Annotated in this window: 13 protein-coding genes; 2 read left to right on the forward strand and 11 right to left on the reverse strand. The window is 63.4% G+C overall.

All coding sequences use genetic code 11. The features are described 5' to 3' along the window. The first annotated feature begins 3 nt into the window (after window positions 1-3). On the forward strand, window positions 4-1386 hold the full coding sequence (locus GM658_RS00805; protein ID WP_155452114.1) for a M16 family metallopeptidase: 1383 nt from the start codon (window positions 4-6) through the stop codon (window positions 1384-1386). A 15-nt stretch (window positions 1387-1401) separates the two neighbouring features. Here the strand turns inward: GM658_RS00805 and GM658_RS00810 are convergent, their stop codons facing one another. Next, window positions 1402-1761, reverse strand: a complete 360-nt coding sequence (locus GM658_RS00810) for a hypothetical protein (protein WP_155452115.1) — start codon at window positions 1759-1761, stop codon at window positions 1402-1404. Window positions 1762-1827: 66 nt separating this feature from the next. Then, a complete protein-coding gene (locus GM658_RS28790) occupies window positions 1828-1965 on the reverse strand; it encodes a hypothetical protein (protein WP_170298618.1) in 138 nt (45 codons plus the stop codon). Window positions 1966-2140: 175 nt separating this feature from the next. Here GM658_RS28790 and GM658_RS00815 point away from each other — a divergent pair, with 175 nt between their 5' ends. Further along, entirely contained in the window at window positions 2141-2350 is a 210-nt protein-coding gene (locus tag GM658_RS00815; protein ID WP_155452116.1) for a hypothetical protein, read from the forward strand. 128 nt (window positions 2351-2478) lie between these two features. On the opposite strand, the gene GM658_RS00820 is transcribed toward GM658_RS00815, so the two are convergent. The 9 genes from GM658_RS00820 to GM658_RS00860 all read right to left on the reverse strand — a co-directional run bounded on the left by GM658_RS00820 (window position 2479) and on the right by GM658_RS00860 (window position 19376). Next, a complete protein-coding gene (locus tag GM658_RS00820) occupies window positions 2479-4356 on the reverse strand; it encodes a sensor histidine kinase, YfiR-like protein-associated (protein WP_155452117.1) in 1878 nt (625 codons plus the stop codon). Beyond that, window positions 4356-4952: a TOL_0243 family YfiR-like periplasmic protein gene (locus GM658_RS00825; RefSeq protein ID WP_155452118.1), complete on the reverse strand. Its 597-nt coding sequence runs from the start codon at window positions 4950-4952 to the stop codon at window positions 4356-4358. Before GM658_RS00825 ends, GM658_RS00820 begins: the two co-directional genes overlap by 1 nt. Window positions 4953-4956: 4 nt before the next feature. Then, window positions 4957-6879 carry a TOL_0244 family TonB-dependent receptor gene (locus tag GM658_RS00830; protein WP_155452119.1) on the reverse strand — a complete coding sequence of 641 codons (1923 nt, stop codon included), beginning with the start codon at window positions 6877-6879 and terminating at the stop codon, window positions 4957-4959. Window positions 6880-6970: 91 nt separating this feature from the next. Beyond that, window positions 6971-8062, reverse strand: a complete 1092-nt coding sequence (locus GM658_RS00835) for an SMP-30/gluconolactonase/LRE family protein (RefSeq protein WP_155452120.1) — start codon at window positions 8060-8062, stop codon at window positions 6971-6973. A 45-nt stretch (window positions 8063-8107) separates the two neighbouring features. Next, complete coding sequence (gene pelA, locus GM658_RS00840) at window positions 8108-9298, reverse strand: pectate lyase (protein ID WP_155452121.1); 1191 nt, start codon at window positions 9296-9298, stop codon at window positions 8108-8110. Continuing rightward, window positions 9295-10851 carry a DUF5060 domain-containing protein gene (locus tag GM658_RS00845; RefSeq protein WP_170298619.1) on the reverse strand — a complete coding sequence of 519 codons (1557 nt, stop codon included), beginning with the start codon at window positions 10849-10851 and terminating at the stop codon, window positions 9295-9297. The genes pelA and GM658_RS00845 overlap by 4 nt, the downstream gene beginning before the upstream one ends. Next, complete coding sequence (locus GM658_RS00850) at window positions 10848-12662, reverse strand: glycoside hydrolase family 28 protein (protein WP_155452122.1); 1815 nt, start codon at window positions 12660-12662, stop codon at window positions 10848-10850. The genes GM658_RS00845 and GM658_RS00850 overlap by 4 nt, the downstream gene beginning before the upstream one ends. Then, window positions 12659-16462, reverse strand: coding sequence for a pectinesterase family protein (locus GM658_RS00855; protein WP_155452123.1), 3804 nt, complete (start codon window positions 16460-16462; stop codon window positions 12659-12661). Before GM658_RS00855 ends, GM658_RS00850 begins: the two co-directional genes overlap by 4 nt. Before the next feature lies 1 nt (window position 16463). Continuing rightward, a complete protein-coding gene (locus tag GM658_RS00860; RefSeq protein ID WP_155452124.1) occupies window positions 16464-19376 on the reverse strand; it encodes a TonB-dependent receptor domain-containing protein in 2913 nt (970 codons plus the stop codon). Window positions 19377-19513 lie beyond the last annotated feature (137 nt).

A 19513-nucleotide genomic window follows, 5' to 3' on the forward strand; every position in this document is an offset into this window, starting at 1 on the left:
TTGATGAAAAAACTGTTTTGTATCGCGCTGACCGGCGCAGTCGCAGCTTCCGCGCAGGCCGCCGAATTCAAGCTGCCCGCTTTTGAAACCGCCAAACTGGCGAACGGCCTGACCGTCTACATGATGGAGCGCCATGACGTGCCGCTGGTCGCCGTGCGCGCCGTGGTGAAGGCCGGCGCCGTCAACGACGGCAGGCAAGCCGGCCTGGCCAACCTGACCGGCGACGGCGTGCTGCTCGGTTCGGCCAGGCACAGCAAGGCCCAGATCGACGAAGCCTTCGACTTCCGCGGTGCCGTGCTGGCTGCCGGCGGCGGCGTTGAACAATCGACGGTGGCGGCCAACTTCGCCCGCAAGGACACCGACACCCTGCTGCCGCTGTTCGCGGAACTGGTGCAGCAGCCGAGCTTTGAAGCGGCGGAACTGGACAAGCTGCGCGCGCGCAAGGTCAATGGCCTGAAGCAGGCCAAGGAAAGCCCGCGCCAGGTGGTCGGCACATATTACCGTGCCATGCTGTTCGGGAATAGCGCCTACGCCAACCCGGCCACCGGCACCATCAACAGCCTGGCGGCGTTGAAGCAGGATGACGTGAAAGCCTTCCACCACGCCTACTTCCGCCCGGATAATGCGGCCCTGGTGGTGGTGGGAGATTTCGACCCGGCCGACATGCGCAAGAAAGTGGAAACGCTGTTCGGCCAGTGGAAGGCCGAGGGCCCCGCCCCGCAGCGCGCCGACTATGGCAAGGTGCAGGCCGACAAGGCGCGGGTGTGGGTGGTGAACAAGTCCGATGCGATCGAGACCACCTTCATGATCGGCGGCGCCGGCATTGCACGCAACGATCCGGACTATGTGCCGCTGCAGGTGCTGAATACGGTGCTGGGCGGGCGCTTCACGTCCTGGCTGAACGACGAGCTGCGCGTGAATTCGGGGCTGACGTATGGCGCGAATTCGAGCTTCTCCACGCTGTCGCAGTCGGGCACGTTCTCGATTTCCAGTTTCACTGCACTGCCAAAGACGGAAGCGGCGCTGGACCTGGCGCTGAAGACTTACGACCGCCTGTGGAGCAAGGGCATCGACAAGGCGACGCTGGATTCGGCCAAGGCTTATGTGAAGGGGCAGTTCCCGCCGCGCTTTGAGACCAGCGAGCAGCTGGCTTCCTTGCTGGGGGATATGTACGCCAATGATGTGGGGCGCGCGCAGATCGACAACTTCATGAAGGATGTCGATAGCGTGACGCCGGAACGCGCCAAACAGCTGGTGGAGAAGCACTTCCCGCGCAAGAATCTGCAGATGGTGCTGGTGGGGAAAGCGTCTGAGATTGGCAAGATTGCTGCCAAGTATGGGGAGGTGAGCAATCTGGAGATTACGGCGGATGGGTTCACGCCCTAAACCGGTAAACCGGTTCTAGAGCCCCTGCGCCTCAATATCCGCCAGCGACTCCCGCCCCTTCTCGGTAATGGCGAACCCTCCATCCACCTCCGCAATATGCGATTTTTTCCCAAGGAACATCGCCACATCCGCATCAATGGCTGCGCCGGGCTGCTCCACCAGCGCCTTCAGCGCCAGCACGCAGCGCCGCAGGAACAAGCGTTCCTTACCCAAATCCGTCAGAATAATGCGCCCCGTGCGCTCAAACTTGATCAGCTTGATACCCGACAGCCGCTTGCTATTGCGGCCGACGCAAGCACTCGGCCGGCCCTGGATGCCTTTGGCAATTTCCAGCAGCGCATTGAATTCGTCCGTACTCAGTTTTTCATTCTTCATTGCTTGTATTCCATAATGGGCAAAACCAACCCATCATGGTACGCGCCCAGGCCGGGCGCGGCAAGCTTACTTGAGTGCGCGCAAGGCCAACCAGATAAGCGCCGCCCCTGTCACGGCACTCGCACACATGAGCGCCTGGATGCGGCGGCTATGCAGGTCGAGACGAGGTTTGAGGTAAATCTTGTTGTGCAGGGAATTGCCCATGGCGGCCTCCGACGTGAAAAGCGTTTGTCGATGACCTATTATAGATAGGTGATAGTGACGGCCTCATGACAGGCCTCAAAAATATTCATTCCGCGCAACACTCATTGCCTTTTTAGCAAGCAAGCGACGTCGCGCCCATGGCGCTGCTAACATCGCCAGCAAGGAGGTGCCCACTATGGAACAGCCATCGCAATCGACCCCGGAAAAGGGGCGTCATTTCATCGAGGAATCGGATATCGGCAGCGGCGAAAAAACCCCTGGCGAGCAGGATACCGACGAGCAGATCCGCCAGATTCCTCCCCTGCCTGAGCCGGGCGTCAAGCCTTCATCGGCGGCGGCTTCGGCTCCGGTTCCACGACAGGCGGATCGCTCGGCACTGGCGTGATGTCCGGCGGCGGTTCTTTTTCCGGCTGCGGCGGAGGCGACTCGGGGTCGGGTGTAATATGCGCTCGCATGGCATTACTCCTCGATTAACATTGCCTTATCTAGCAGATCGGGCGCAAACGCCATATATCAAGGGCCGGATTGGGCGAGAATTTCCTGGAACTGGTCAATACTGACCGGCTTTACCAGGTGATGGTGGAAGCCGGCCTCGAACGCGTGCTGGCGGTCCTTCTGCTGGCCCCAGCCGGTCACTGCAACCATGACGGTATGCTTGAGCGCAGGCAAGCGTTTCAGTGCGCGCGCCAGGTCGTAGCCATTCAGGCCCGGCAGGCCGATGTCAAGGAAAGCAAATTGGGGGGCAAATGTTTCCGCTGCCGCCAGCGCCTCGTTGCCGTCGTGGGCAATGTGCACCTGGTGGCCAAGCGAGCGCAGCAAACCGCCGATGCCGTTGACGAAGTCCACGTTATCGTCCGCGAGAAGGATGCGGTGCAGGCGTGCATCCGCCTGCAGTGTCTCGGCTTGCGGCTTGGCGACACTGGTTTCCGCCAGCACGGGCAGCGTGACAGTAAAGGTGCTGCCCTGCCCTTCGCCCGCGCTTTCGGCGCTGATGCTGCCGCCATGCAGCTCCACCAGCTTGCGCGCCAGCGACAGGCCGACGCCCAGGCCCGCCGTGCTGCGTTCCAGCGAGGAATCGGCCTGGATGAACATTTCAAAGATATCGTCCAGCAGGGCCGGCGAGATGCCGATGCCGTTGTCCTTGACGTGCAACTGCACCTGGCCGTCCCGGGCCTCCGCTTCCAGCGTGATGCTGCCGCCGCGTGCGGTGTATTTGGCGGCGTTGTGCAGCAGGTTGGACAGCACCTGCGCCAGCCGCGTGGCATCGCCCACCAGGTAGACCGCCTGCTCCGGCACCTGCACGTGCAGGGTATGGCCCTGGGCCGCGATGAAGGGCCGCGCCAGTTCCAGCGCATCGTTCACCACGTCCTGCAGCATGAGCTGCTCGCGGCGGATGGTCAGCTTGCCGGTGTTGATGCGCGAGACATCGAGCAGGTCGTCGACCAGGCGCACCATCTGTTTCAGCTGGCGTTCCATGATGGTGCGCGCGCGCTCAACGGACACCGGGTCGCTGGCGTTGATGCGCATGATGTCGAGGCCGGTGCGGATCGGCGCCAGCGGATTGCGCAGCTCGTGCGCCAGCGTGGCCAGGAATTCATCCTTGCGCCGGTCCGCCAGCAGCAGCGCGCGTTCGGCGCCCTGGCGTACCGTCATTTCATGCTCCAGCGTCAGGTTGGCGTCTTGCAGTGCGTTTGAGCGGCGCGCAATCTCCGCCAGCATGTCGTTGAAGGCATCGACCAGGGTGCCGATCTCGCCGGTGGCGCGCTCGTTCACGCGCAGCGAGTAGTCGCGCCGCTGCATCACGTTGCGCGCCACATCGGTCACGGCGAGCAGCGGCCGCGTGATGGTCTGCTGCAGCCGGTGCGCCACAATGGCCGCCAGCAGCAGGCTGCCCAGCATCACGCCCAGCAGGATCAGGGCATAGCTTTGCAGCCGGTCCAGCAGGCGGTAGGTGGCGCTGAGGTAGACCGTGCCGATGCGCTCGCCCTGGTCCATGATCGGGTGCGTCACCACCATGCGCCCGCCTTCGATCGCATAGCCCAGCTGGCCGGGGTGCTGCGGCAGCGCCGCCAGTTCCGCCGCCGTTTGCACGTAGGAAGCAAACAATGCACCGTTGGCGGTGTAGATGGCGCCGGCCTGGATTTCCGGCCGCACGCGCAGCAGGCCGAGGTTCTGGCGCGCCACGCGCGGGTCATTGAAGGAGATGGCCGGGGCGGACGCCGTGGCCACCAGCACCGCCTGCGTGGTCAGGTCATCGACCCAGCCGCGCTGGAAGCTTTTCAGGTCGTACACCAGCATCGCCACCGTGGCCACCACCAGGGCCACAAAGGTCGTTGTCAGTGCCGTCAGGATCAGTTTGATGCCAACCGATCCCGCCGCCTTTGCGATCATTACTGTCCGCCTTTCTGCACGTGGTAGGCCACCGACAGCAGGCGTGAACTCAGGCGCACATTGCACCGTTCGGCCGCCGGCAACGATACTTCGAAACGCACGCGCTCGTCGACCAGGCGGAAATTGATGACGCTGCCAATTTGCAAACCGTTCTCCTGCTCGGTCACCGTGACGACGCCATTCTTTTCCGCCGCGCGCAGCGCTGCGGCAGGCAGGGTAGCGTCGGCGCCGACGAACAGCAGGGACAAGCCGGCCAGGGAATCGCCTTCGCTTAATTTGCGCACGCTGATGCTGCGGCTGCCGACATTGCGGCCATTGGCGATTTGCGCCAGTTCCGCCGCCACATCGTCCGCGCCGAGCACGCCGACCACCAGCGTTGGACCTGGGTCGGACGGGAATTCCAGATAGCCGAGGAATTTATACAGGAAGGCGGCCTTCACGCTGCGTTCCATCATGGGCTCGGCACCGCCTTGCTGCGCGCCAACCGACAGGCAGCTGAAGGCGAGCAGAAGCATCGCCAGCAGAAAGAGGCGAATACGCCAGCCGCCGCCAGCCATCGGCGGCGCGGCAAGAGTCGTCAGGCTCGCGCTTACCATACGTTCAGTATCGCATTGTCAGTTTCAGGACTGCACGCCGCTGGAACACGCTGCGGCCCGGATACGCGCCCCATTCGGCATGGTGTGCGTGCAGGAGGTTTTCACCCGCGAGCGCGACATCGATATTCGGCTGTATCTTCCACACCAGGTTCGCATCCAGCTCATGATACGACGGAACGTAAGGCTTAGGCATGCTGCCGTTGTACCGTAACGTCCAGTCGAGCTGCACGTGCTCGCTTAATTCGTGGGAAGAACGCAACGACCAGTAGCTGCTGGGGTCGTTGATCACCAGTCCAGCCGTGGTGGCGTCCTTGCTGCCGGGCTTGAGCTTGGTATCGATATCCTGAACCACCAGGCCGGCGTTCAGACGCCAGCGCAGCATCGGCTGCCAGCGCGCCCAGAATTCAATGCCGCGCGTATGCCCTTCCGCCAGGTTGCGGAAATCGAAGGCGCCGCGGTATGGGCCGGGCGTGGTGTTCGGTTCCAGCGTGCGCAGCTTGTCGTAGTCGCCAAACCAGGCCGTGACCGAGTAGGAAATGTTCTGCACCGGCTGCGCGCGGTAGCCCAGTTCCAGCACCCTGGCCACCTCGGACTCGAAATCCGGGCTGGTGCCGATGGCGAAGTGCGGCACGCCGCCGTTGGTGAGCGGCGCCGGCGGAGCGACGAAATCGCGGTCGGTGCGGGCCGGTGCTCGAACGGTGCGCGAGAGCGCGCCCCACACGGTCTGCCTGCTGTCCGGGCTCCAGGCCAGGCGCAGCGTGGGCAGCACTTCGGCGCCGGTGTAGGTATTGTGTTCGACCTTCACGCCGCCGGTGGCGCGCAGGCTGGAAGTGAGCGCCACTTCGTCCTGCGCGAACAGGTTGCCCCAATGCATATTGCGCCGGTAGGGCCAGAAACCGAAACCCGGCCCCGGCGTATTGTCGTCGCGCGAGTGGCGGTAGCCGCCGCCCCAGGACAATTTATGACTGCCCAGGCGTATATCGTGCTGGCCCTCCAGTTCCACCGTGTTGAGGCGGTCTATGTAAGCGTTGGGCTGGTTGCGTTCCGTGTGGTCCAGTACCAGCTGCAGGCGCAGCGCGTTGTCGTCTGCCAGCTGGCGCATATAGCGCGCCACCAGGTTGGCGCCGGACAGCTGGATATCCCTGGTCTTGAACTGGCCCAGGTTGGCCTGGTAGGCATCGCCCGACATGGCAAAGCTGCCGTGCATCAGGTCCCAGTCGGCGCGGAAGCCGGCCTGGCGCCGCTGCATGCCGGTGAAGGAGTTGGCGCCGGCTTCGGTATCGGTGTCCTCTGCCGCCATGGCCTGGGCGTAGGCGCGGTAGTAGCCATTGTTTGGCAGCTGGCCGCCGAAACGCACGCTGGCATCGCCCTCGCCGCTCGATGCGGCAAGCGACAGCAAGGCGCCCTGGCTATCCTTGGCGTTGCGGGTGATGACGTTGATGACGCCATTCACCGCGTTCACACCCCAGATGGTCGAACCGGGACCGCTGATGACCTCAATACGCTCGATATCCTCCATCACCACCGATTGCGCATCCCAGAACACGGCGGAGAAGAAAGGCGAGTAGACGCTGCGGCCATCGATCAGCACCAGCAGCTTGTTGGCGAAAGGGTTGTTGAAGCCGCGCGCACTGATTGCGTAATTGCGGGCATCGACGCGCGCCACTTCCAGGTTCGGCGCGAGGCGCAGCGCTTCGGGCAGGCTGCGCGCGCCGCTGCGGCGGATGTCGGTGGCGCTGATCACGAACAGCGAGGCCGCTGCATTGCCCAGCCTTTCTTCTTGCCGCGAGACCGAGGTGACGATCACCTCATTCAGTTGCTCCAGCGTGAGGTCGGCGATGTCGCCATCGGGCCCTCCAGCGGCATGCGCGGCAGGCGCAAGGAAAAACGCGGCCAGCAAGAATACAGGGCAAGGTTTCCGATACATGGCAAGAAGGCAAGTTGTCGTCAGGAATTATAAACACAATTGTTATACGCACGATTCACAGTTGTGTTTTTTTGGCACCGGGGCCGCCAAGTCAGGGATGCGGCATCCAGCCGATATAGCCGGCATGCAGGCTCTGGACGTAAAGCCGGTCCGGAGTTTCCATAACCGCCGTGGTTTCCGGATAGGCGCCGGACGGATCCTGCAGGTCGGCCAGCACCTTGCCGTCTTCGCTGAAGGCGAATACGTGGCCATAAGCTTTCGGCACCGGCCACAGGCCGCGCGGCAGGCGCAGCGTGAGCTTGCGCATGAAGGGCTTGCCGGCCAGCTTGTCAATGGTCGGATTGCGCGGCTTGACCAGGCCGACCCAGATCTTGCCGTCGCGCCCGCGCATCAGGTTATCGGGGTAGCCGGGCAGGTTGTCGAACAGGATGGCGCGCTTGCCGCTGGCGGCGTCGATTTTCCAGATGCGGTAGCGGCCAGTCTCGTTGACGAACAAGGTCTTGCCATCGCCGGACAAGGCGATACCGTTGGCGAACGACAGGCCGCTGGCCAGGATGCTGGTCTTGCCGCTGGCCGGGTTGAAGGCGAGCACGCGGCCGGTGGATGACTGCTCGAGGATATCGAGCACGCTCGCTTCGAAAGTACCGCCCCACTCCGCCGGAGCGAAGCGGGTGGAAGCATCGGTGAAATAGACCGTGCCGTTGGGCGCGACGACCACGCCATCGGCATAGCGGATTGGATCGCCGTCCGCGACTTTGTCAGTGAGCACAGCGATCTTGCCGTCCGGCGTGATGGCCAGCAGCCCTTTCATGGCATCGGCAGCGACCAGGCGCCCGCTGGCGTCGAAATCGAAGCCCAGCACGCGGCCGCCGGTGTTGGCGAATACCTCGCGCTGGCTGCCGTCGGCAGCCATGCGCAGGATATTGCCACTGGCGACAGCGGCGTAAAGCTTGCCGTCCGGACCCATGGCGATGTGCTCTGGGCCCCGCTCGGCGCCAATATCGATTTTCTGCAACCCGGCCAGTTTGGTGTTTGGCGCGTGTGCGCCCACGTAGCCCGGCCCCTGTTGCGGCGACCATATTACCGGTTCGGCCGGCACCGGCCACAGAAGCAGGTAAGCCAGCAAAGCAGCCAGCGTCAGGCCGGCGCCTGCCGCCACTTTATGTCCCTTCGAACTTTCCAAGCCAATCTCCTCGCAGCGAAATCAGCCGGTATTTTTATCTAATTATTAATTTTCGTCGAGAAATTTCGCGGGGCTCGCGACATACCAGGCATAACCATTGCGCCGTTCAGGCGAGAGGTCGTCCACGTTGTCGTGAATGCTGCGGTCACGGTCGCCGAAGATGGGCTGCATGCTGGCCATGTCCGTCAAACGCGCCCAGCGTTTGCCGCCGCCCGGCGCCGGCAATGCGGTGCTGCGCAGCCAGGCGACACCGGCTTCGACGGCGGCCTTCATTTCCGGCGTCTGCCCGGGCGCGTGTTTCAGCAGCTGCAGAATATGGACGCTTTCAGCGCTGGTCAGCGCGGCAGGCTCAAAATTGCGCGCGCCCACCGGGACCAGCGTAATCGCGTCGTGCTGCTGGCACCATGCGGTGCGCTTGCCATTGATGAGGATCTGGCTCGCGAGGATCGCATTAATGCCGCGCTGCACTGCGGCGCGCGCCGGTGAAGCCAGCGCTTCCGGCACGAAAGCGAAGTCTCCCTGGCGGGCGGCGGCGCGCTGCAGTACCTCGATCGCTGACACCATGGCGTCATCATTGAAGGTAACGGCGTCGTGGTAGCCGCCCTGCAGCGGATAAACTTGCGGCCAGCCGCCGTTGGGGTACTGCGCGTCGAGCAGGTATTGGATGCCCTTCAGCGCAGCGGCACGATAGGCTGCGCCCTCCCCGCCCGGCAAAGCCGCCTGCACCCGCGCCAGGAATTGCACCTCGGTGGAGGTGGCGTCGTTGTCGATGGTGCCGACAAAATTCCATGCTTCCTTGCCCTCCGCTTCGACGTAAGCCTGGCCACGCCGGCGCGGCGGGCCGCTGCGGTCGGCGTTCTTGCCCCAGCCGCCGCTCGGGGTCTGGAAGCTGACGATATTGTCGGCGACGCGGCGGGCTTCAGCCGTGGCGTACCAGTTCGCGCCGTTCTGGAGAGGCATGCTTTTCGGGCTTCCCGGAGCTGATGCTGGCGGCGGCGCCACGCCTGGCTGGCGTTCCGCGGCCAGCGCGGCTTTGTCGGCGGCCATCGCCGCTTGTGAACGGACCAGATAGGCGTGCCAGGCCTGGCGCTGATGCGCGTCTGCGATGGAAGCGATGCGCGATTCAGTCAGCGGCTCGGCGGGCGTCATGCGGCCTATCACGCCGGCGCGCGCCGGCATGGGCAAAGCGGCGGCGGCGGAGAGGAGCGCGGCGGCCAGGAAGAGGCAGCGCTTCATGGCAGCCTCACAATGCGCAGCGCCATATAAGGGCGGCCCGGCAGCGCGATGCGACGGCCGTTCTTGTCGGCGAAGCTGTAGTTGTCGCGCTTGCGGATTTCGAACACGCCTTCAACCGGGGTGATGCTCATGTTCCAGGTATCGATGATTTCGGCCCTGAATTTCATGCCATCCTCCAGCCCCGGCTTAGCGAGGGCGAAGGGCCAGCTCTCGGGGCGCTGCTGTCCGAAGTAGCCGAGATAATATTGGGCAGGCTTGCCGGCGAAGGGGTACTCCTGCCATTTATCGATCGGCTCCAGGCCTTCGGGCGGGCTTTCGGAGAGTATCCTGCGGAAGAATGCCAGCCGTGGCGGGCTTTCGCCTCGCAACGTGCCGCCCTTGCCAAGCCAGCTCATATCGTCCGGGTCCTTGAAAATTTCGCTATGGCCGACGTAGGTGCCGGCGATGGCGCCCATCCAGAAGCGCAGCACCATTTCCTGCGCGCTCAGTTGACCCCAGCGGCGGTCGATATTGCCTTCGTATTTCACTTCGTCGTAGACCACGGGCCTGGAATACACGTCGCGGAACAGGACCGCGCGTTCGAAGTCTTCAGCAATGGCGCCGCTTTGCACGCTGACGTGGGTCACCCAGGGCTTGTGGTGGTCATACAGCACCATGGCGTTATGGATTGAGCGCAGGTGCTGGTAAGGGTCGCGCGCCTGCACGATCTGGAAATAACGGTCCCATTCCGGCATCTGTTTCTTTGTCAGGTAATCGAATTCGTTCGCCATCGACCACCAGACGTTGCGATAAGAGGCCAGGCGTGCGACCACGTAACGCACGTAGCGTTGGTTGACGTCCGCCGGCATCTGGTCGAAGCCCCAGTAGCCTTTATCGTAAGGGTGGAACAGGATGACGTCGGCCTCGATGCCCAGTGCGCGCAAGTCGCCCACGCGCTGCTCCAGATGGCGGAAGAATTCGGGATTGAAGCGGCTGAAGTCCCAGGCTTTCGGCGGCGCCCCCTCAAACGGGAAGCGGGGTGGCTGGTGTTTGACATCCTGGTTCGGGAAAACCAGCATGCGGACCTTGTTGAACGGCCCCGCCGCGAGCGTGGTCAAGGTCTGGCGTTCGACCGCTTCCGGCTGGTGGGTCCAGCCGTAGCTGGTGGTGCCGACTTGCCAGAACGGCGTGCCGTCCTCATAGGAAAAATGGTGCAGGCCCTGTACCCGCACAGGGCCGTGGTTGCCGGCCGTCGCCGCGGCCACCGTGAACCTGCCCCGTTTGCCATCCAGCGCAGCGCGGTTGCTGTGCGTTTCATATTCCCATATTCCCTCGGCATCGGGCATGAAGCGCAGCTTGTACTGTCCCTGTCCGTCGTAGAAGCCTTCGACGACGACGCTGCGCTCGCCCTGGCGGAAGGTGGCGGAGAGCTCGACGTCCATGAACGGATTGCCGTCGCGCGGGCCTGCGAGCGTGACCTCCTTGCTGCCCCAGCGTTCAACCGGGCCGGCATCCTGCGCATGCGCCGCCGTTGAAAGAAGCGCTGCCGCGAGCAATGCAAGAAGCCTCTTCACGCGTTGATCTCCGTGTTGATGATCTTTCCCGCAATGCGCACGTTGACCAGCTTGAGGCGCTTGACGTTGTAGACGAACCAGGGGTCCGCAGCGTTGCGCGGCGTACCGAAATCGGCGTCGGTGATCGAGATATCGGCCAGCGGCAGAAGCGGCGTGCCGGCAGGCCCGTTGAAACTGCCCGCCACCGGGCCGAGCACGACCATGATCTGGTGACAGGAGTAAGCGCCGTCCGCGCCATTGACATTGCTGGCGCGGACACGGCTGATATGGACATCCGACACCGCCGGCGGCCGCGTGCGCACGATGTCGTCCGACGGGGCGTAGTCACAGTCGATGGTCAGCACGGCGCCGCCTCCGGTCGATGGCAGCTTGTCCCCCAGCCTTGTGCCCGGCAGCGGCTTGTAAGGGCGCGGCGTCGTCTGCACGCCGTTCGGCAGCGTGATATCCCGCACGTAAAGGTGGCGCAAGTAGCCGCCGCGATTCATATTCGTCTTCAAGCGGATCGCGGTCCACAAAGGATCGGTGGCCCAGTGCGCGTTGCGGAATTCGATGTTCTGCGCGTAGATATGCTCGATGCCGCCCGCCATTTCGCTGCCCAGCGTGATCCCGCCGTGGCCGCTGTTCATCACGCAGTTCTGGACCAGCATATTGCGGGTCGGGCCGAACTGCGTATCACGGTTCTTGCCGGACTTGATGGCCATGCAATCGTCGCCGGTATTGAATTCGCAGCCTTCCACCAGCACGGTGTCGCAGGATTCGGGATCAATGCCGTCGGAATTGGGACCGATGCTGTCCATTCGCACCCGCTTGATATGCACGTTGCGCGAATTGAGCGGGTGATGAATCCACATCGGCGTGTTGACGACCAGGTAGCCTTGCATCAGCACATCGGTACAATCGACGAACTGGATCATCGAAGGCCGCAACGTGTGGCCCAACCCGAACACCCGCTTTTCGGGGGCAACGCCCGCTTCGGACAGCACCGGCAGATAGTTTGCGTCCGCGCGCCAAGCCGCGCCCGGGCCATGGATGCGGTCACGCGCCTGCTGGTCCAGTTGCGGCGCCACTTGCGCCAGCGAGTCGGGATTGGCCGGGTTGGGCACGCCCTGGTGCACGGCGCCGGGCAAGGCGCCTTTCGGGTTCATGCCCCACCAGCAATTGCCGCTGCCGTCTTCGAAAGGCACGCCTGCCTGCCCGTTCAGGATGCTGGTCCAGTCCTCGCCAGTGATGGCGATGTTCTTCTGGCCACAGGCATAAACCATGGGACTGAAGTTCAGGCAGTCATTGCCCTGCCAGCGCGTGAGAACGAGTTTGCCGTTCTTGCCGCAATCATAGTCGCCGTCGCGCGCGTAATCGGCCGGGTTGGCGCTGAACAGCACCTGGGCGCCCGCCTGCAAGTGGACATGGACGTTGGAGAGCAGCGTGATCGGCCCCTTCAAGTACCAGTTCCCGGCGGGGACCAGCACCCTGCCGCCGCCGGCCTTGTGCGCGGCGGCGATGGCCGCCCGCAGCGCCGGATGGCTGTCATGCGCGCCGGCGGCCTGCGTTTCCAGCTCGCCTTTCTTGCGGATCGTAGGATAGCCAAGCACTTTCACCAGCTCACATGGTCTTGCGCCAAAAGCCGTGATCGGAAAATCACGCTGCGGAAATGCCAGCGGCGCAGCAAAGCGGCGCTGGATCTCCTGCGCGCGCGCCCATGGGTCGCGCGCCGCCGCGCCAAAGGCCGCACCGACGGCAGCGAGGGCGCCGGCCGTAGCGGCGCCTTTCAGCAGCGTGCGGCGCTGCAGGGATTGCGGGACTGCTTTGCTCATGGCTGCGGGTTCCATCCTTTTCCATTGTCGTATTGCGCGAAAACTTTGGCGCGGCTGTCGTAGCGAGCCGCTTCGGCGGGCGTGAGAATGCGCCCATGCGCGCGCTGGGACAGATCGAGCGGATTGCCGCCCAGCCCGGTGCTTCCGCCCTCTTCCCAGCCTTTGCCGCCGCGCGGACTTTCATGCCAGCCTTTGGGGCTGATATGCGGACCGACGCTGCAATTGATATAGCGGACATTGTCCCAGGCAGTCGCCACGCCCGGCCGCGCCAGGTAGCTCGATCCGAGCGGCACATCGTTGCCCCCCGGCCCAGGGCCGTGCGTCAGGCGGCTGTTCAGGAACACAAAACCAGGGTCGTCCTCGGCGACGGTACGGGCCTGCACCAGGTATCCCCCGCTGGCCGGATTGGCGCTGTCGCCCACGGAACGGATTTCCGACTCCTCAAACAGCGCGGCGCGGTTGTAACCCCAGATAAAGTCGACGTTACCCGCCACCAGGCTGCGGTAGAACCAGGCATAGCCTTTCACCTGCACCGTATCCTGCTCGCTGAAGAAGTCGACCTCGTTGGCAATGAAACGCCCTTCGCTGTTGAAGTTCAAGGCTTCCGCCTGCGCGCCGATGGTTTTGCTGCGCCAGGTGGTGTTGGCAAGGGTAAGCGTATCGAGACGCAACAGGTCGGCATCCTCGACCAGCAGGACCGAGCGGCCGCCGGCGGCGCCCGGCGCCAGCGGCAGCTGGCCAGCACCGCTGCCAGGATTGACGCCATCGCTGTTTTCAGCGGCGACGATGGCGCCGCCGCGGCTATCGCCCTTCAGCGTTACGCCGTCTTTTCCACGCAGGTAGAGCAAGCCCTCGTAACGGCCGTTGGCGAGGCTGATCGTTACCGGCTGCGCACGCGGAATATTCTGCATGGCGTGATTCAAGGCGCCCTGCACGGTGCGGAAATCAGCTTTGCCAGCGGAGGCCACACGCAGCGACGCGCCATGCGGTGCGCGTTCACGCGTACGGAAATGCCAACCCGCAGCCTTGCCGATGCCGTCAAATGCCGCACCAGCCAGTTTCGCACCACCAAACAGATGGCCGTCCACCAGCACATAATAGTCGGTGCCGTAGGCCAGCCTGCCGTCATGCGGCCGAATCAGCACATTCGCACCCTCGGTGGCAATCGCCGTGTAGCGGACAACGCGCTTCACCCCGTCTTGCGTAGCGCCAATCTCGTCAAGCTCCAACCCCGGACGAATGACGTCCACGGTCACATTGTCCGCCGCCCGCACGATGCGGATCGAACCGGACCCGCACAGCCCTACGGCCGTGTCCGTGTCCCCCCCTGGGGTCACACCCGTTTCGGGACACGAGCTCTTCGCTGGCGCCTGGTCGAATTGCAATTGCAGCCGCGTGTCGACAGGGACGTCGTGCTCACCCGCAGCAGGTTGCGTGCGGCCAGCCAGGCTGTATTTGCGCGCGGATGTCGAAAATGCCGGGCCCACGCGAACCGCCAACGTCGCGGCCACGTTCGAATCTTCTGCGCTGGTGAGGGTGACCGTCGTCGCGCCGGTGCCGCGCGCCGCCAGCACCAGCGCGTCGCCGTCAGCACTGGCTTCGACGACCGCAGGGTCGCCTGAAACGGCGGTGAAACGCAGCGCACGCAAGCCGCCACGGCTGGCCGCACGGACGGCAAACCGCCGCATAGGGTCGCCAGCCTGCATCGCGATCTGCTTGTGCTGGTGCGCCAGGCCAATGCTTAGCGGCGGCTGCGCGATGCCACCGGCGCGCAGGCCGCTGATATCAAACCGGCCGCCGGGCGACAGCACGCCAATGCGCGGCGGCAGCGGATTCGGCTCGTCAACGCCGATCAGGCGGTTGCCATTCAGGTAGGCGGTCAGCGCGGCGCCATCCACGTCCAGGCGAAGCGTGTACGAGGCCTGGCCAGCGTCCGGCTCGATGCGTACCTGCTTGATGAATTTTGGCTGGCCGTCGATCATGCGTGTAATGTTGACCACCAGCTTGCGGCCATCGGGTGCAGTCTCCAGGCCAAAGCCCAGCCAATTGCGCTCGTCCGCATAACGGGCGATCACATATGCTGCGCGGCTTGTTCCCGGGACGGGGCGCATCCTGGCCTCGACGAAATACGCGCCGGAGGTGGCCGCAGAAGTCCGCGCTGCAGGCACCAGGCCCAGCCCTTGCGCGTCCGCCGGCGGCACGCTGCCGCACCACGATGCTCCGCCAGCGCACGCGGCGCCATCGCCAACCCGAACCAGCCGCAGCGCCATGTAAGGACGCCCTGGCAAAGCGATGCTGCGCCCGTCCTTGTCCGCGAAATTGTAGGCGTCACGCTTGCGCATCTCGAATACGCCCGGCACCGGCGTGACCGTCATATTCCAGGTATCGATTACCTCGGCCCGGAATGTCATGCCGTCGGCCAGGCCTTTGTTATGCAGCACGACCGGCCAGCTTGAGGGCTTCCCGGCGCCGAAATAGCCCAGGTAGTATTGTCCATGCCGCCCCGCGAACGGATAGCCTTGCCATTTATCGATCGGCTCCAGTCCCTGCGCCGGGCTCTCCGACAGGATCTTGCGGAAGAACTCCAGCCGCGCGGGGCTCTGTCCGCGCAGTACACCGCCCTTGGACCACCACACAACATCGTCCGGCGAGGTATAGGTTTCACTGTGACCGACATAAGTGCCGGCAATGGCGCCCTCCCAGAAGCGCAGCACCATTTCCTGCGGCGTCAGGTTGCCCCAGCGCTGGGGGAAGTTGCCTTCGTATTTGACTTCGTCATAGACCACCGGCTTGTTGTAGACATCCCGCATCAGCACCGCGCGTTCATAATCCGTGGCCAGCGAGCCGCTTTGCACGCTGACATGCGTCACCCACGGCTTGCTATGGTTGTAGAACACAAAGGCATTGTGGATCGAACGCAGGTGCTGGTATGGATCGCTGGCCTGGACGATCTGGAAATAGCGGTCCCAGTCCTCCATCGATTTCGACTTGATGAAATCGAACTCATTCGCCATCGACCACCATACATTGCGGTAGGCGGCAAGGCGCGCCACCACGTAGCGCAGGTAGCGCTCATTGGCTTCCTTCGGCATGGCATCAAAGCCCCAGTGCCCCTTGTCATAAGGGTGAAACAGGATGATGTCCGCCTCAATGCCAAGTGCACGCAACTGCCCTACCCGCCGCTCCAGATTGCGGAAGAAGGCTGGGTTGAAGCGGCTGAAATCCCAGTGCGATGGCGCCTTGCCTTCGAAGGGATACAGCGGCGGTTCGTTGGTATTGAACTCATAGCGCTTGGGGAATACACCCATGCGCAGTTTGTTGAATGGCGCGGACGCCAAAGTGCGCAGTGTCTGCTCCTGCAGGTCCTCCGGCTGATTGGTCCAGGAATAAGCGGTGGTGCCGACCTGCCAGAACGGCGTGCCGTCGGCGTAGCCAAAATGGAAGGTGTTGCGCACGCTCACCGGCCCGCGATTGCCCGCCTTCGGCGCCACCGCCTGCACCTTGCCGGTTTTGCCGGACAAGGCGCTGCGGTTACTGTGCGTTTCGTACTCCCAGGTACCAATGGCGTCCGGCATGAAGCGGATCTTGTACTTGCCGTCGCCATCGTAGAAGCCTGCCACCTGCAGGCTGTGCGTTCCCTGCCTGAACGTCGCCGACAGCTCCACGTCCACGAAAGGGTTGCCGTCTTGGGGACCGGCCAGTTCAATCTCGGCCGTTCCCCATTGTTCAACAGGATCGGCCTGCGCACCTGCTGCCGTCAGCAGCAAGGTGCAGGCCAGCAGCAGGCAGCGTAGCAGCATCTTAGAACTTGTACTCCACCGAGAAGCGATACACGCGGCCCAGCATATCTGCCAGCGAGGTCACGTACCCGCCGCTGTAGGTGCTGTTGGAAGTCAGCGGCGGCCATTCCTGCGTCAGGTTGTTGACGCCGAAACTGATGGTCATGTTCTTGATGCCGGTGTAGTTCACGTTCACGTTGTACTGCTTATAGGCCTCTACCTCGGTCAGTGTCGAACCCGCACGCGGAGTGATGTCGGTCACGCCCGAGTTATAACGCTGCGACAGGGTCGTCGCCCACTTGTCGTAAGTCCATGTGACCGATGCCGTATGCTTCCAGCGCGGGTTAATCTGCGGCATGCCTGCCAGGCCGGAGTTCGGACCCGCGCCGCCATAGCGGCCATCGTTGGTGATGATGCCCACGTTGCTCAGCCAAGGGCCGTCCTTTTCGGACTGGAACTCGTACTTGTCCATATACGTGCCATCCAGTTTCGCGTCAAAAGTACCGAAGCTGGTTTTCGGGAAGCGGTAGCTGGCCGAGAGGTCCAGGCCGCGCACGCGGGTCTGGCCGCGGTTTGCCTGGCTCGCCACGATATGGTCGATGGTGCCGTCCGCATTGCGCACGAAGTTCACGCTGTACTTGGCAGGGTTCTGCTGGATCTCGGCGATGGTCACGGCGCCCAGCACGTCCTTCAGTTTCAAGCCCCAGTAGTCGACCGTGATCGACAGGTCTTTCATCGGCTCCAGCGCGAAGCCGAAGGAGAAGCCACGCGATTTTTCCGGTTTCAGGAAATCGTTGTTAGGGGACTTGGTCCAGTAGTTGGTGGCGACATTACATACCTGGTCATATGTATAGCCCTGCTTCGGCGTGCCGGTGCCGGGCACCAGAGGCTGCGAGCTGGGGCACAGGACCGGATCGTCCATCACCTGGTTGCGCACTTCCGGCGTCGGGTTCTGGATGTCGATGATCGACGGTGCGCGGAAGCCAGTGTTGACATTGCCGCGCAAAACCAGCTGCTTGAACGGCTGCCAGCGGGCGGCCAGTTTCGGATTGACCGTGGTCTGTCGCAGGTCATTGTAGCGGTCTGCACGCACCGCGCCATTCAGCAGGAAGGATTCCGTGATCGGCGCATCCGCCTCCATCAGCAGCGACGCGATCGTGCGGTGCAGGTTCTTGGCCACCCCTTGCGGGGTTTCGCCGACCAGGTCAGTCTGCACCACGTTGCCGGCTGCGTCGATGTTATAGCTGCCGTCGGCCTTCTTCAGCACGTAGTCCAGCGGTGCGTTGAAGGTTTGTGCACCGTCGCGGCGCACTTCGCCAGCCAGCGCCAGTGTCAGTGGCCCCCCCTTCAAGTCCCACACGCCCTTGGTAAGCGTCACGTCCACGCTGCGGTTGAAGGCTTTGTTCAGGCGATAGGTGTAGTCATTCGCCTGGATGCTGTTCAAATACGCCAGGCCGGCTGCGTCCTGCAGGCCAAACGGGTTGAGGGTCCCGTTGTTGAACCCTTCCTGCGCCTTGGTGTACAGGATGTAGCCGCCGCCGGCGCGGGTATCGCGCCTGGATTCGCCAATGTTCACGCCCGCGCGGTAGTCCCAGCCCAGCACTTCGCCTTCGGCCGTGAGCACAATGCGGTCGTTGGTCTGTTCGTCGTTACGGTATGCCGGGCCTAGTTCAGCGGGGCCCCACTGGAAGTAGATGGTCCGGTTGTTCATTTTCAGGTCGCTGACCGTGCCCGGCGTCTTGGCCGGGTCGATGAACATGGCCGGCGAATTGCTGCCGGTATTGCTGCCAACCACCTGCACCAGCGGGGTAATGCCGTTGCCCGGGTAATATTTGCTGGTGGACGGCAGCGAATAGGTGGTGAACGGGTTGCTACTGCCCGGCACCTGCATGCCGCGGTACTTCTTCACGGTGAATTCGGAATGCAGGATATCCAGGTCCAGCTTATGGCCGCCCGGCAGGTTCAGGCTCGCGCGGCCGCTGATGTTGGTGATTTCGCTGCCGTCGGTGACGGCGTTCCAGTACAGCGGATTGCGCGCGCAGCCCGGTGCGTAGACCGGCGTCGCGGCGGTGCTGTTGTTGCCCAGGGTCGGCGTGGAATACGGCGACAGGCAACCGGTGGCGAAGGTCGGGTTGTAATTGGAGTTGGCGTTGCGGGCAAAGCCGAAGTTCGCGCTTGGCGATGGATTGCGTGCGTCCGGCGTGATGCCCAGGCCCAGGGTGCGCAGGATGGCGGGATCGTGCTGGTCCGGACGGTCGGACTGGAACAGCGCATCCTTGGTCTGGTAGTCGAAGGCCATGTAGGCGTTCCAGCCATCGCGCGACAGGTTGCCGGCGCCCAGGATCATGCCCCAGCTCTTGGTGTCCGCACCGCCTTTTTGTGTCGGCGCATATTCGAACTTCACGTCCGCACCTTCGAAACCGCGCTTGGTCCAGAAGTTCTGCACGCCGCCGATGGCGTCCGCGCCGTAGATCGAGGCAGCGCCGCCATTCAGGGTTTCCACCCGGTCCAGCGCCATGCGAGGAATCACGTTGACCGAGACATACTGGTCCTGCAGCGGCTCGTTCGCCAGGCGGCGGCCATTCAGCAGGGTCAGGGTGCGCATCGGACCCAGGCCGCGCAGGTTGATCATCGGGCCGGCCGCGCCGCTATTGGTGCCGAGCGACAGCGATTGCGGCATCTCCAGCACCAGGTCCTTCAATTCAGTATTACCGCGTGCCTGCAATTCGCTGGACTTGATGGTGACCAGCGGGGTGGCGCCCTCATTGGCAACGCGCCGGATCAGGGAACCGGTCACCACGACCGATGCCATTTGCTCTTCCGCCGGCGGCGCCGCAGTTTGTGCCGCCGCCTGGTTAGCCATCTGCAGAACGGCCGTGGCGACAGCAGTTGCCAGCACGGCGCGTTTGGTTTGAGGGCCTGGAACTTGATTCATGAGTCTCCTCCATGTTTGCGATCAAATTGGTTTGATCTATTTTCGATTTTGGTATAACCAGAGACTAAAGTGGTTAGGCCAATTTCACAAGCAAAAATTGAAGAAATGTGCAAAAAAGCCACTTTTGGCCAGTCCAG

The sequence above is a fragment of the Massilia eburnea genome (assembly GCF_009720745.1).
GTDB classification, from domain to species: domain Bacteria; phylum Pseudomonadota; class Gammaproteobacteria; order Burkholderiales; family Burkholderiaceae_D; genus Rugamonas; species Rugamonas eburnea.

Excerpts from the sequence above, each read along its gene's own strand:
- GM658_RS00805 (WP_155452114.1), top strand. The coding sequence starts at position 4 with ATGAAAAAACTGTTTTGTATCGCGCTGACCGGCGCAGTCGCAGCTTCC.
- GM658_RS00810 (WP_155452115.1), bottom strand. The coding sequence starts at position 1,761 with ATGAAGAATGAAAAACTGAGTACGGACGAATTCAATGCGCTGCTGGAA.
- GM658_RS28790 (WP_170298618.1), bottom strand. The coding sequence starts at position 1,965 with ATGGGCAATTCCCTGCACAACAAGATTTACCTCAAACCTCGTCTCGAC.
- GM658_RS00815 (WP_155452116.1), top strand. The coding sequence starts at position 2,141 with ATGGAACAGCCATCGCAATCGACCCCGGAAAAGGGGCGTCATTTCATC.
- GM658_RS00820 (WP_155452117.1), bottom strand. The coding sequence starts at position 4,356 with ATGATCGCAAAGGCGGCGGGATCGGTTGGCATCAAACTGATCCTGACG.
- GM658_RS00825 (WP_155452118.1), bottom strand. The coding sequence starts at position 4,952 with ATGGTAAGCGCGAGCCTGACGACTCTTGCCGCGCCGCCGATGGCTGGC.
- GM658_RS00830 (WP_155452119.1), bottom strand. The coding sequence starts at position 6,879 with ATGTATCGGAAACCTTGCCCTGTATTCTTGCTGGCCGCGTTTTTCCTT.
- pelA (WP_155452121.1), bottom strand. The coding sequence starts at position 9,298 with ATGAAGCGCTGCCTCTTCCTGGCCGCCGCGCTCCTCTCCGCCGCCGCC.
- GM658_RS00850 (WP_155452122.1), bottom strand. The coding sequence starts at position 12,662 with ATGAGCAAAGCAGTCCCGCAATCCCTGCAGCGCCGCACGCTGCTGAAA.
- GM658_RS00855 (WP_155452123.1), bottom strand. The coding sequence starts at position 16,462 with ATGCTGCTACGCTGCCTGCTGCTGGCCTGCACCTTGCTGCTGACGGCA.
- GM658_RS00860 (WP_155452124.1), bottom strand. The coding sequence starts at position 19,376 with ATGAATCAAGTTCCAGGCCCTCAAACCAAACGCGCCGTGCTGGCAACT.